The organism is Xanthomonas cannabis (genome assembly GCF_040616535.1).
GTDB classification, from domain to species: domain Bacteria; phylum Pseudomonadota; class Gammaproteobacteria; order Xanthomonadales; family Xanthomonadaceae; genus Xanthomonas; species Xanthomonas cannabis.
Genome location: NZ_CP136580.1, coordinates 3,481,607 through 3,494,055, shown reverse-complemented (window position 1 = coordinate 3,494,055; position 12,449 = coordinate 3,481,607). Strand labels below are relative to the sequence as shown.

Genomic DNA, 12,449 nt, shown 5'->3' with positions numbered 1-12,449 from the left:
GCCGGGCAGGCGACACGTGCGACACCGCCCGGTCAAGGCGCGATGAACAACGCGCGCACCGTGTCGCGTGCGGCCTCCAGCGAGAAATGCCGGGCCACGTTGCGCAGGCCGTTGTCCGCCAGGCGCTGCCATAACGCCGCATCCTGATATAGCCGCACGATGGCGCCGGCGAACGCGTCGGCGTCGTCGGCCACGCAGACATCTTCGCCGTCGCGCAGGTGCATGCCTTCCACTGCACAGGTGGTGCCGACTACCGGTTGGCCGTGCGCCATGCTCAGGTTGATCTTGCCCTTGACGCCGGCGCCAAAGCGCAGCGGTGCCACCGACAGGCGCGCGCTGTCCATGAACGGCACCAGGTCCGGCACATGCCCGTGCAACTGCACGCCCGGGCATTCGTCGGCCAGCAGCTTGAGCGCTTCGGGCAGGTCGGCGCCGATGCAATGAAAGACCACGCCGGGCAGTTGCGCGCGGACCTGCGGGAAGATGGCGCTGATGAACCACTGCACCGCGTCTACGTTCGGCGCGTGACGGAACCCTCCGACGAACACCAGGTCGCGGCGTTGTTCGAAACCGTGGCCGCTGCCGGCGACATCATGCAGGTTGGACAGCAGGGCGGTGCGGATCTGCGGTGCGTCCGCGCGCAGCTGCGCCTGTTCGGCGGCCGACACCAGCAGGGTGACATCGGTGGCAGCCATGATCTCCAGTTCGCGCACCCGGGTGCGCTCTGCGCTGCGCAACAGGTTGGCATCGCCGGCAAGCTCGGCACCGCGGCGTTCGCGCAGGTAATGCAGGTCGACGGTATCGAACAGGGTGCGTGCCTGTGGCGCGTATTGCTTGAGCAACGGCAGGCAGGCATGCGCCACGTGATGACGCACCAGCAGCACCACCGCAAAGCGCGACCCATGCGTGCGCAACCAGCTGCCGATGCCCTCCAGGAACGGCGCGTACCAGACCTCCACGCCCAACTGCTGCAGCGCCTGGGTGTGGCGTCCGGCATGTTCGCGGCGGGTCGGCACGAACACCACGTGCGCGCCTTCTTCGCAGAGCAGACGGATCAGGTTGAACTGCCGCAACGAGCCAGAGTCGCGGTCCGGCTGCGGCACGCATTCGTCAAGGATCAGTACCTGGCGCTGCCGGCGATGCAGCTGCGCGGGGCCGGGCACGCGGCCGACCGGCAATTGCCGGGTCAGCACCTGCTGCCATTTGTCCGCAAAGACCGCCTGATTGCGGACCTGGTAGGCCTTGACCCCGGTACGGGTATCGGTGCCATTGCTGGTGCCTTCGTCATGCACCACCACGCTGGCCGGTTGCACCAGCACCTGATGCCCGGCGGCGCGCACCGCAAACGCCAGGTCGGTATCTTCGTAGTAGGCCGGCATGTAGCGGCGATCCAGCCCGCCCAGTGTCTGCAACAGCGCCCGTGGCAGGGCAATCGCCGCACCCGAGCAGTAGTCCATCGCGCGCACATAGGCGTAGCGCGGGTCCTCGGCAGATTCGAAGCGGCCGTAGCTCCAGGCGCTGCCATCGGCGAACACCACGCCACCGGATTCCTGCAGACGCCCGTCCGGGTACACGAGCTGCGCGCCGACCAGCCCGGCAGCCGGGTGCTGGTCGAACGTGGCGATCAGCCGGTCCAGCCAGCCGGGCTGCGGGATGGTGTCGTTGTTGAGCAACACCACGTAATCGCCGCGCGCAAGTTCGATGCCATCGTTGCAGGCTGCGATGAAACCGCCGTTGCTGGCGCGCAGGTGATAGTGCAGGCCCTCGATCTGCGGCAACTGCACCGCGGTGACATCGCTGCTGCCATCGTCCACCACGATGATCTCGATGGCGAGCCGTGGCGGGTGCGCGGCGAGCGCGCGCAGGCAGGCCAGCGTATGGGCGATATGGTTGTACACCGGAATCACCACCGTCACCCGTGGTGCGGCGCTGTGCGGTACCGCAAATACGTCGAACGGCGTGGCATCGGGCAACCAGAGCGGGGTGCCGAGCGCGACCGGCGGCGCCTGCGTGTGCACGCGAATGCGCTGCCAGGTGGCGCGCCACCCGCGGGTGCGCATGCTCGCCACGCTGCGGTGGATCAGGCCAAGCACGCGATTGAACAGGTAGCGCGCATCGGCCAGGGACATCGACATTCCGTTGGAACTCCAGCGTAGAGACGGGTGACACAGGGCGAGCCGTCGCCGGATGGGGCAAGGCGGGCCTGAGCGCGCAGTGTACCGAGCGGGCCATGCCGCGCCGAGCATCGCCGGACCACAGCGCAAGGCGTGTCGGCGTTTGTTAGCCGCGCTTAAGTCGCCAGGCCCGGTGAACCGCAACCATGACACCGCTGCGCTAGACTCGCCGGACTCTACATTCTCGCATTCCCGTGCCCCGACGCTACGACCACGACGATTCCGACGATTTCCAGGACGACACCGACGAGCAAGGCTCCCGCTGGCAGCGCAGACTGATTGTCTGGGGATTTGCCGGCATTGCGCTGGCGCTCGGTTTCCTGATTCCCTACACGGTGTATCTGAACAAGCAGGTCAGCCAACGGTTCGGCGAACTGCGCTGGCAGATCCCGACCCGCGTCTACGGGCGGCCGTTGGTGCTGGCGCCCGGCAATGCGCTGGATGCGGCCACCTTGAAGACCGAGCTGGATGCGGCGTCCTACCGCGACGACGGCCAGGCCAAGCTGGCCGGCACCTACCAGCAGGACGGCAGCCGCTTCACCATCGCCAGCCGTGGCTATATCGACGTGGACGGACGTGTGCCCGCGCGGCGTGTCGAGGTGGCGCTGTCCGGTGGCCGCGTGGCCAGCCTGCGCGATGCCGGCGACCGCAAGGCGCTCAAGAGCGCACGTCTGGACCCGGCACGCATCGCCACCCTGTACGGACAGAAGCAGGAAGAGCGCCGCCTGGTGCGCATGGAGGAAGTGCCGGAGTTGCTGGTGACCGGCTTGCAGGCGGTGGAAGACCGCGACTTCAACAGCCATCACGGCATCGATCTCAGCGGCATGGTGCGTGCGGCCTGGATCATGCTGCGCTCCGGCGGCCAGGTGCGGCAGGGCGCGAGCACCCTGACCCAGCAGCTGGCCCGCAGCGGCCTGCTCGGCATCGGCAAGGAGCAAACCCTCACCCGCAAGTTCAACGAGATCCTGTACGCGGTGATCATGGAGGCGCGCTACGACAAGCGCACCATCCTGGAGGCCTATCTCAATCAGGTCTATCTGGGCCAGCGTGGTGGGCAGGCCATCCACGGGGTGTCGTCGGGCGCGGAGCTGTGGTTCGGTCGTGAGTTGAATTCGATGACCACCGAGCAGATCGCCCTGCTGATCGGGCTGGTCAAGGGGCCGTCGTATTACGACCCGCGCCGCAACCCGGAACGCGCGCTGGACCGGCGTAATTTCGTACTGGGCAAGCTGCACGAAAACAGCCTGATCAACGATGCAGAATACAAGCGCGCGCTGGCCGCACCGTTGGGCGTGCCGCAGGAACCGGGCTTGGTCGCGGCCAACCGCTTCCCGGCCTATGTGGATCTGGTGCGCCGCCAGCTGGCGCACGACTACCCGGAAGGCGTGCTGCAGGGCGCCGGCATGAGCGTGCTCACCGGCATGTCGCCGTCTGCGCAGGCGTATGCCGAAGGCGCGGTGACCGGCACCATCAAGCGCCTGGACAACAAGAAGCGCCCGCCCTTGCAGGCCGGCCTGGTGCTGACCGATGTGCATAACGGCGATGTGCTGGCGGTGGTCGGCAGCCGCGACGTGGCCAAGCCGGGGTTCAATCGCGCGGTCGAAGCGCAGCGTCAGGTCGGCTCGCTGCTCAAGCCGTTCGTCTACCTGCTGGCCCTGGCCTCGCCGGACCGCTGGGCGCTATCCAGCTGGGTCGACGACTCGCCGGTGACCGTGCAGCTCAGCCGCGGCAAGACCTGGTCGCCGGGCAATTCCGACAACCGCAGCCACGGCACGGTACGGCTGATCGATGCGCTGGCGCATTCCTACAACCAGGCCACGGTGCGGGTGGGCATGCAGGTCGGTGCCGACCGCATCGCCCAGCTGATCCAGGTGCTGGCCGGGATCAAGGCCGACCCCAATCCGTCGCTGATCCTGGGCGCCACCGACCAGAGCCCGTACGGCATGGCGCAGCTGTACCAGTTCCTGGCCGCCGGCGGCGAGATCCAGCCGCTGCATGCGGTGCGTGGCGTGCTCGACCCGCAGGGCAAGCTGCTCAAGCGCTACGACAAGACCCCGGCACCGGCACAGGAAGGCGATTCGGTGGCGGCCAACCTGATCAGCATCGCGCTGCAGCAGGTGGTCAGCGGCGGCACCGCGCGTCAGTTGCTGAGCGACGGGCTGGGGCGGCTGTCGCCGGCCGGCAAGACCGGCACCTCCAACGATGGTCGCGACAGCTGGTATGCCGGCTACACCGGCGATCACCTGGCGGTGATCTGGATGGGCAACGACCAGAACGAGCAGACCGGCCTGTATGGCGCCACCGGTGCGATGCGGGTGTGGTCGAGCATCTTCGCGCGCCTGCCCAGCGCGCCGCTCAAGGTCAGCGGCAAGGGGCTGGACTGGCAGCCGGTCGATGCCGCCGGGACCGGCGTGACCGACGCCGGCTGCCCCGGCGCGCGGCAGTTCCCATTCGTGGTCGGCTTCACGCCCGCGTATGCTCCCTGCGCCGGCAATGCGCCGTCGATCGAGGGCGTTCCCGGCGAGGCCACCGCGCCCGCCGAGCAATCCAGCGGTGGCGGCTGGCGCCGCTTCTTCGGTCTGGAGAAGAAGCCCGAAGAACCCGCCCCCGCACCTGCTACGGCCCCACCCGCGCATTGACTGGAGTGACCCCATGATCCGAATCCACCGCTTGCTTGCCCTGGTTAGCGTGTTGACCGCACTTACCGCCTGCGTCAGCGCGCCGCCGCCTCCGCCGCCGGCTCCGGTGGATCCGACCACCCCGACCCAACGGCTGTTGCTGATCGAACGCGAGGCCGGCGTGGACGACACCGAGCTGTCGGTGCAGCCGCTGCGCGACCCGCAGGTGGACGATCTGCGCGAGACCGCCAAGAGCAAGCGCCAGGCTGGCGATCTGCCCGGCGCGGCAGCCGCGCTGGATCAAGCGCTGGGACTGGTGTCCGGCGACCCGGCGATCCTGCAGGAGCGCGCGGAAGTGTCCGTGCTGCAGGCCGACTGGCCGGCCGCCGAGCGCTTCGCCAAGCAGGCGATCGAGCTTGGCTCCAAGACCGGCCCACTGTGCCGTCGCCATTGGGCGACCATCGAGCAGTCGCGGCTGGCACGGGGAGAAAAGGAAAATGCAGCCTCTGCCAAGGCGCAGATCGCCGGCTGCACCGTGCCGGGCGTCAAGCGGTACTGAGTGCGCACGGCAGCGGTCGTGCTGCCAGCAGCGCGACCGGCTCGGTCGGCTGCCTCCTGTGGGCGGGCAGCGTCGCTTCGTGGGCCAGCCTGCGCAGCACAACGCAAGACGAGCGCCCTCGGCCTCTTTGGTCCTGGGTCTGACGTGCCTGGATGGGGCGGGGCATCTGTAGCAACGAAGGTGCAACAGCCTGCCGGACCAAGCGGATGACGCAAGCGCCATCGCGTGGTCCGGCATCGAAAGGCGCCTGAACCTTGTCGGCAGTCATCGACCGCTGTCGCTGGCATGGCGCAATCATGAAATCGATGCGCCCCGCGTCCACCGCAGTCTCGTCGCTGCGATGACATGTTTACCGGCTGCTGCAAGCCGGACCCAGGCAGCATCACTGCGCACGCGCTAGGCTGTCGTGCTTCCTGTCCGCTCTTCGTTCGGTCCCATGTCCCAACTTGTCACTGCCAGCATCGAGGCCCTCAGCGAGGGCGGGGCGCTGGCGCGTCAGCTCGATGCGTTTGCGCCGCGCACTGCGCAGTTGCGCCTGACCGGCGCCATTGCCGAGGCCTTCGAGCAGCGCGATGTATTGCTGGCCGAGGCCGGCACCGGCACCGGCAAGACGTACGCGTATCTGGTGCCTGCGCTGCTGTCCGGGCTCAAGACCATCGTCTCCACCGGTACGCGTGCGCTGCAGGATCAGCTGTTCCATCGCGATCTGCCGCGCGTGCGTGCCGCACTGGGTGTCGGGCTGCGCAGCGCACTGTTGAAGGGCCGCGCCAATTATCTGTGCAAGTACCGCACCCAGCAGGCGCGTGGCGAGCCGCGCTTTGCTACGCCCGAGCAGGTGTCGCAGTTCCAGCGCATCGTGGCCTGGAGCGGGCGCACCCAGTACGGCGACATGGCCGAGCTCGAAGCCTTGCCGGACGACTCGCCGCTGCTGCCGATGGTGACCTCCACCGTCGACAACTGCCTGGGCACCGAATGCCCGTTCTACAGCGAGTGCTTCGTGGTGCAGGCACGTCAGCGCGCGCAGGCGGCCGATCTGGTAGTGGTCAACCACCATCTGCTGCTGGCCGATCTGGCGCTCAAACAGGAAGGTTTCGGCGAAATCCTGCCGGGCGCGCAAGCCTTCGTCATCGACGAGGCGCACCAGCTGCCCGAGCTGGCGGCCAATTTCTTCGGCGAAAGTTTCGGCATGCGGCCTTGGCAGGAACTGGCGCGCGATTGCATGGTGGAAGCGCGGCTGGTGGCCGGCGCGCAAGCCAGCCTGCAGGCACCGATCCTGGCGCTGGACGAGGCCTTGCGCGCGCTGCGTGCCGGCATGGAGGGGCTGCCGCCACGTGGCACGCAATGGCGTGCACTGGCCAAGCCGCAGGTGCGCGAAGGCTTCGATGCAGTGCTGTCGGCCCTGGCGCGGTTGGGCGAGGCGCTGCTGCCGCTGCGCCAGGCGTCTCCGGGTTTCGATGGCTGCACGGCGCGTGCGCAGGAGGCCCTGAACCGGTTGTCGCGCTGGCTGGGCGAGGATGTGCCGATCCCCGATTTTGCGCAGGATCCGCCGGAAGAGACGGTCGACAACGATGTGCTCTGGTACGAACTGAGTCCGCGCGGATTCCGCTGCCAGCGCACACCGCTGGATGTCTCCGGGCCGCTGCGCGAACACCGCGAAAAATCGCACGCGGCCTGGGTGTTCACCTCGGCCACGCTGGCGGTGGGCGGGGAGTTCGACCACATTGCGCTACGGCTGGGCCTGAGCGATCCGGTGACCCTGCTGCAGCCCAGTCCGTTCGACTGGGCGCGCCAGGCGCTGTGCTATCTGCCACCGAATCTGCCCGACCCGGCCGCGCGTGGTTTTGGCACCGCCTTGATCGCGGCACTGACGCCGGTGCTGGAAGCATCTAACGGCCGTGCGTTCTTGTTGTTCGCCTCGCATCGGGCGCTGCGCGAAGCGGCCGAGGCCTTGCGTGGCGCACCGTGGCCGTTGTTCGTGCAGGGCGAAGCGCCGCGCGCGACCTTGCTGCAGCGCTTCCGCAATTCCGGCAACGGCGTGCTGCTGGGCTCGGCCAGTTTCCGCGAGGGCGTGGACGTGGTCGGCGATGCCTTGAGCGTGGTGGTGATCGACAAGCTGCCGTTTGCCGCACCCGACGATCCGGTATTCGAAGCGCGCCTGGATGCCATCCGCCGCGACGGCGGCAACCCGTTCCGCGACGAGCAACTGCCGCAGGCGGTGATCGCGCTCAAACAGGGTGTGGGCCGGCTGATCCGCAGCGAAACCGACCGTGGCGTGCTGGTGCTGTGCGACCCGCGGCTGGTGAACAAGAGCTACGGACGCACCTTCATGAAATCGCTGCCGCCGTTTGCGCGCACGCGCGAGATTGCCGATGTGCAGGCGTTTTTTGAGCCGCAGGGGGCGGGACCGGGGACTGGGGACCAGGAACCCGGATAAACGCAGGGCGAGCTGGTGGTGGCCGTCGCATGTGTCGGGATGCTGGGTTGCCGGCGCGGTGCGATCTGCATGCCGCGACTCGGGACCTGGGGCCGGGAACCCGGCTAGGCACAGAGCGAAGTACGCAGGGGCAGCCGCGAATGCCGCATTGCTGTGCCATGGCCGTCGCGGATGCCGCGTTGCCGGTCGGCCCGCGCAGTCGCTTGCGCATAAGTACCCGCATGGATCGGTTGGCACGCGCGGGCACGGTCCCGGCCCCTCGAATCGATCAGTTAAACTTTGCCCCTTTCCGGGTTCCCAGTCCCGGGTCCCCGGTTCCGGCTCTCCCATGAACATCCTCGCATTCGAAACGTCCACCGAAGCCTGCTCCGTTGCGCTACATGTGGATGGCCGCGTGATCGAGCGTTTCGAACTGGCGCCACGCCGCCATGCCGAACTCGCACTGCCGTGGGCCGAGCAGCTGTTGGCCGAGGCAGGTATCGCGCGGCGCCAGCTCGATGCGATTGCAGTGGGCCGTGGCCCCGGTGCGTTCACCGGCGTGCGTCTGGCGATCGGCATCGCGCAAGGCATCGCCCTGGCGCTGGATCTGCCAGTGCTGGCCATCTCCACGCTGCAGGTGCTGGCGTTGCGTGCGCCTGCCGAGGCCACGCATGTGCTGGCCTGCATCGACGCGCGCATGGGCGAGGTGTATGCCGGCGTGTTTGTGCGCAGCGGCGACACCTTGCTGGAACTGGCACCGGAAGTGGTGTGCGCACCGGACGCGCTCGCGCTGCCCGACAGCGCCGCGCGCATGGCCGGTGTCGGCACCGGTTTCGCCGCGGCCGACGCACTGCTGCAACAGCGTTTTGCGACCCGCCTGACCAGTGTCGATGCAACCGCGCTGCCACGTGCGGCCGATCTGCTCACGCTCGCGGTGCCGGCGTTGCAGCGTGGCGAAGGCGTGGCGCCGGAGCGGGTGGAGCCGGCTTACCTGCGCGACAACGTCGCACTCACCCTGGTCGAGCAACAGGCCGCCCGCGCCGCCAAGGCGGCCGGCGCAACGCCATGACCGGCGCTGCACAACGCGCCCGTTTTCGCGGGTGCCTGCTCGGCCTGGCAGTCGGCGATGCGCTGGGCACCACGCTGGAATTCTGCGCGCCGGGGAGCTTCACGCCGATCGACGACATGCGCGGCGGCGGCCCGTTCGCATTGCAGGCCGGGCAGCACCGTCACCCCATCAGCAGCGTGGCACCGTACGCGCACCGATCAGGCGCGTGCCACCTCAACGATCGTCGTGCAGCTCGCCGCCGGGCAGGAACAGCCATGTGCGGGTGACTTCCAGGATGTCCACGTCGTCCTTGGTCGTGGGCAGCGGCGGGAACGGCTGTGCCAGCTGCACCACGCGCAAGGCGGCATCGTCCAGCGCCGGCACGCCGCTGGAGATCAGCACGCGGCTGCTTTCCACGCTGCCGTCGCGGCGCACGCCCACGCTGATCACCACCTTGCCGCCCAGCCGGCGGCGCCGCGCCTCGTCGGGGTAGTTCAGGTTGCCCACGCGCTCGGCACGGTCCACCCATGCACGCAGATAGTTGGCGTAGGCGTATTCGCGGGTACTGGCAGAGACGAACTTGCGGTTCGGGCGCTTGGCGTACTGCTCCGAGCGCAGGTGCACTTCGGCAGCCAGCCGGGCCATTTCTGCATCGCGCTGCACGCGTTGTGCATCGGCCGGGGTGAGCGGGTCGGTCTGCGGATTCGGTTGCGGGTTCGGCACCGTCTGTTCGCCGCGGCGGCTGCTCACCACCCGGGTCTGGGTCGGCTCCGGCGCGTTCACGCTGGTGGCGCGTTGCGCCTGAGGGGCCAGGCCGGTGCGATCCTGCGGCACCACGCCGGGTTGGCTGTCGCGTGGGCGCTGCGCGGTGGCGTGGTCCCCGCCGCCCTGCTGATTGGCCTGGGCCAGGAAGTCGGCCTGCTTGGGCGTCAGCGGCGTGCTGGTCTGGCTGAAGATCACATCCAGGGTCGGCACCAGCGGCGCGTCCTCGCTGACCGCAAAGCCCACGCCCAGGATCAGCGCGCCGTGCAGCAGCAACGAGATCACCAGCGTGGTGGTCAGCCGCCGGCGTTCGTCCATGGAAGCAGGCAGGGCCGCCGCCGTGCTCATTGCGCGGCGCCGGCCTCGATGGCGTCGAACAGCAGCCCGGCGATGTTCAGGCCGAACTGCGCATCCAGCTCGCGCACGCAGGTGGGGCTGGTGACGTTGACCTCGGTGAGGTAATCGCCGATCACGTCCAGGCCGACGAAGCGCATGCCGCGACGGCGCATTTCCGGGCCGACCTGCGCGGCGATCCAGCGGTCGCGCTCGGACAGCGGGCGGCCTTCGCCGCGTCCGCCGGCGGCCAGGTTGCCGCGGAACTCGTCGCCCTGCGGAATCCGCGCCAGGCAATAGTCCACCGGCACGCCGTCCACCAGCAGGATGCGCTTGTCGCCGGCGGTGATGTCGGGGATGAAGCGCTGCGCCAGGGTCAGCTTGCGGTTGCCGTCGGTCAGCGTTTCCAGGATCACGTTGAGGTTGGGGTCGCCGGTGCCGCTGCGGAAGATCGAGCGCCCGCCCATGCCGTCCAGCGGCTTGAGCACCGCCTGGCCGTGCTCCAGCACGAAGGCCTTGAGCGCGGCCGCGTCGCGGCTGACCAGGGTCGGCGGGCAGCACTGCGGAAACAGCAGCGCGGCCAGCTTCTCGTTGTAGTCGCGCAGGCCCTGCGGGTCGTTGACGATCTGCGCGCCGGCGCGCTGCGCCACGCTCAGCACCTGGGTGTCGTAGACGAACTCCGCATCCACCGGCGGGTCCTTGCGCATCAGCACCACCTGGCCGGGGCCGAATGCCAGTTCGGCGAACTCGCCCAGGGTGAACCAGCTGGTCTTGTCCTCGCGCACGCTCAGCGGCGCAACCTGCGCCACCGCGCGGCCTTCGCGCAGGCTGAGTCCGCCGGGGCGCACGTAATGCAGGCGATGCCCACGGCGCTGGGCTTCCAGCAACATGGCGAAGGTGGTGTCTTTTACGATCTTGATGGAGGCGATGGGATCCATCACCACAACGACGTCGAGCGACATGGGGCTAAACCTTTCGAACAGGCTGCCGATGGTAACTTCAAGCGGTGGGCGATGGCGTGCCTGGGCGGTCGCAGATGCGCGACTCGTCGGTTCGGACGCGCCCAGACGCGGTCGGAACGTCCGCCTGGCGGGGCCCCGGCAATGCGCCCTTGACAGTCGATGCGGGTCTTGGGATATACATGCAGTTTCGTAGCGACGTCGGAAGGGATGAAGCGTCGCGCGCCCGGGGATATTTGCATGAGTGAAAACATTGCTGCGGGTGGGGAACTCGCAGGACTGAAGGTGATGGTGATCGATGACTCGAAAACCATTCGCCGCACCGCCGAAACGCTGCTGAAGCGGGAAGGGTGTGAAGTAGTGACAGCAACGGATGGTTTCGAGGCACTGGCCAAAATTGCGGACCAGCAACCTCAGATCATTTTTGTCGACATCATGATGCCGCGCCTGGATGGGTACCAGACGTGCGCGTTGATCAAGGGCAACCAGCTCTTCAAGTCGACGCCGGTCATCATGTTGTCGTCCAAAGACGGCCTGTTCGACAAGGCACGTGGCCGCATCGTCGGTTCCGAGCAATATCTGACCAAGCCGTTCACCCGTGAAGAACTACTGAGCGCGATCCGCACGTACGTCCACGCCTGACCAGGGGGAAAGGCAACATGGCTCGAATTATATTGATCGAGGACTCGCCCACCGATCGGGCAGTCTTCAGTCAATGGCTGGAAAAAGCTGGCCATACGGTCGTCGCCACCGACAACGCCGAAGCGGGACTTGAGCTGGTTCGCAGCCAGGCGCCCGATCTGGTGCTGATGGATGTGGTGTTGCCCGGCATGAGCGGCTTCCAGGCAACGCGTGCACTTGCGCGCGACCAGGCCACCAAGGATATCCCCGTGCTGCTGGTCAGCACCAAGGGCATGGAAACCGACAAGGCCTGGGGTTTGCGACAAGGTGCCAGCGATTACATCGTCAAGCCGCCGCGCGAAGACGATCTGATCGCACGCATCAAACAACTGGTGCGTTGATGCGTTCTCCATTCGATATTCTCGAAGACTACGAGCGTCGTAGTCTTGCGCACGCCACGCCGCTGCCGGAACGTCAGTTCTCGGCCGATATCTGGCGCGGTGTGGGTTATCGCGTCGGTACCCGGCGCCTGGTCTCGGACTTCCGCGAGGTGGCGGAAATCGTGCCGATGCCGCCGGTCACCCCGGTGCCGGGCGCACAGCCCTGGCTGCTGGGCGTGGGCAACCTGCGCGGCAATCTGTTTCCGGTGATCGATCTGAAGCAGTTCCTGGAGGGCCGTCGCACGGTGCTGCAGGAAGGCCAGCGCGTGCTGATCATGCGTCAGAGCGGCGGCGACGTCGCGCTGACCATCGATGAGCTCTACGGCCAGCGCAGTTTCGAACAGGCGCAGGCAGTCGAGCCCGGCGAGCTGGCCCAGGGCCGCTACGCCCACTTCATCGAGCGTGCCTTCCGCAACGAGACGCAGGACTGGGGTGTGTTCTCCCTGGCATTGCTGTCGCGCACTCCTGAATTCCGGCAGGCCGCGGCCTAAGCCGCGACCCCGCCACGTCATACAGATCGAG

General features: G+C 67.8%; 10 protein-coding genes and 1 pseudogene. 8 read left to right on the top strand and 3 right to left on the bottom strand.

Going from position 1 to position 12,449, the window contains the following annotated elements; translation table 11 throughout:
• Positions 1-32: 32 nt before the first annotated feature.
• Positions 33-2,135, bottom strand: a complete 2,103-nt coding sequence (locus tag RZV17_RS14855) for a glycosyltransferase (RefSeq protein ID WP_355604561.1) — start codon at positions 2,133-2,135, stop codon at positions 33-35.
• 233 nt (positions 2,136-2,368) lie between these two features.
• Here RZV17_RS14855 and mrcB point away from each other — a divergent pair, with 233 nt between their 5' ends.
• From mrcB to RZV17_RS14830, 5 genes and pseudogenes are all read left to right on the top strand, one after another.
• Positions 2,369-4,813, top strand: a complete 2,445-nt coding sequence (gene mrcB / locus RZV17_RS14850) for a penicillin-binding protein 1B (protein ID WP_166749101.1) — start codon at positions 2,369-2,371, stop codon at positions 4,811-4,813.
• Between the two features lie 13 nt (positions 4,814-4,826).
• Positions 4,827-5,351 carry a hypothetical protein gene (locus tag RZV17_RS14845; protein ID WP_166749100.1) on the top strand — a complete coding sequence of 175 codons (525 nt, stop codon included), beginning with the start codon at positions 4,827-4,829 and terminating at the stop codon, positions 5,349-5,351.
• A gap of 436 nt (positions 5,352-5,787) precedes the next feature.
• Positions 5,788-7,785, top strand: coding sequence for an ATP-dependent DNA helicase (locus RZV17_RS14840; RefSeq protein WP_355604556.1), 1,998 nt, complete (start codon positions 5,788-5,790; stop codon positions 7,783-7,785).
• A 328-nt stretch (positions 7,786-8,113) separates the two neighbouring features.
• Entirely contained in the window at positions 8,114-8,833 is a 720-nt protein-coding gene (gene tsaB, locus RZV17_RS14835) for a tRNA (adenosine(37)-N6)-threonylcarbamoyltransferase complex dimerization subunit type 1 TsaB (RefSeq protein WP_179454432.1), read from the top strand.
• Positions 8,830-8,988, top strand: a pseudogene (locus tag RZV17_RS14830) (ADP-ribosylglycohydrolase family protein); the annotation flags it as partial. The gene tsaB and the pseudogene RZV17_RS14830, both read left to right, overlap by 4 nt.
• Positions 8,989-9,046: 58 nt before the next feature.
• Here the strand turns inward: RZV17_RS14830 and RZV17_RS14825 are convergent.
• Together RZV17_RS14825 and gshB are read right to left on the bottom strand one after the other, a co-directional pair.
• Positions 9,047-9,922 (bottom strand): energy transducer TonB, encoded by an 876-nt coding sequence (locus RZV17_RS14825; RefSeq protein ID WP_166749097.1) that lies wholly within the window; start codon positions 9,920-9,922, stop codon positions 9,047-9,049.
• Positions 9,919-10,869, bottom strand: coding sequence for a glutathione synthase (gshB, locus tag RZV17_RS14820; RefSeq protein ID WP_047697318.1), 951 nt, complete (start codon positions 10,867-10,869; stop codon positions 9,919-9,921). The genes RZV17_RS14825 and gshB overlap by 4 nt, the downstream gene beginning before the upstream one ends.
• 237 nt (positions 10,870-11,106) lie before the next feature.
• On the opposite strand from gshB, the gene pilG reads away from it, so the two are divergent.
• From pilG to RZV17_RS14805, 3 genes are read left to right on the top strand one after another with little or no spacing between them, the layout of a single operon-like run.
• A complete protein-coding gene (gene pilG / locus RZV17_RS14815; RefSeq protein WP_005913706.1) occupies positions 11,107-11,508 on the top strand; it encodes a twitching motility response regulator PilG in 402 nt (133 codons plus the stop codon).
• Between the two features lie 17 nt (positions 11,509-11,525).
• A complete protein-coding gene (locus tag RZV17_RS14810) occupies positions 11,526-11,888 on the top strand; it encodes a PleD family two-component system response regulator (RefSeq protein WP_039413898.1) in 363 nt (120 codons plus the stop codon).
• A complete protein-coding gene (locus tag RZV17_RS14805; RefSeq protein ID WP_039413900.1) occupies positions 11,888-12,418 on the top strand; it encodes a chemotaxis protein CheW in 531 nt (176 codons plus the stop codon). Before RZV17_RS14810 ends, RZV17_RS14805 begins: the two co-directional genes overlap by 1 nt.
• The last annotated feature ends 31 nt before the right edge of the window (positions 12,419-12,449 follow it).

What these genes read in the sequence shown, in the direction of transcription:
- RZV17_RS14855 (WP_355604561.1), bottom strand. Translation starts at nt 2,135, where the DNA reads ATGTCGATGTCCCTGGCCGATGCGCGCTACCTGTTCAATCGCGTGCTT.
- RZV17_RS14845 (WP_166749100.1), top strand. Translation starts at nt 4,827, where the DNA reads ATGATCCGAATCCACCGCTTGCTTGCCCTGGTTAGCGTGTTGACCGCA.
- RZV17_RS14840 (WP_355604556.1), top strand. Translation starts at nt 5,788, where the DNA reads ATGTCCCAACTTGTCACTGCCAGCATCGAGGCCCTCAGCGAGGGCGGG.
- tsaB (WP_179454432.1), top strand. Translation starts at nt 8,114, where the DNA reads ATGAACATCCTCGCATTCGAAACGTCCACCGAAGCCTGCTCCGTTGCG.
- RZV17_RS14825 (WP_166749097.1), bottom strand. Translation starts at nt 9,922, where the DNA reads ATGAGCACGGCGGCGGCCCTGCCTGCTTCCATGGACGAACGCCGGCGG.
- gshB (WP_047697318.1), bottom strand. Translation starts at nt 10,869, where the DNA reads ATGTCGCTCGACGTCGTTGTGGTGATGGATCCCATCGCCTCCATCAAG.
- pilG (WP_005913706.1), top strand. Translation starts at nt 11,107, where the DNA reads ATGAGTGAAAACATTGCTGCGGGTGGGGAACTCGCAGGACTGAAGGTG.
- RZV17_RS14810 (WP_039413898.1), top strand. Translation starts at nt 11,526, where the DNA reads ATGGCTCGAATTATATTGATCGAGGACTCGCCCACCGATCGGGCAGTC.
- RZV17_RS14805 (WP_039413900.1), top strand. Translation starts at nt 11,888, where the DNA reads ATGCGTTCTCCATTCGATATTCTCGAAGACTACGAGCGTCGTAGTCTT.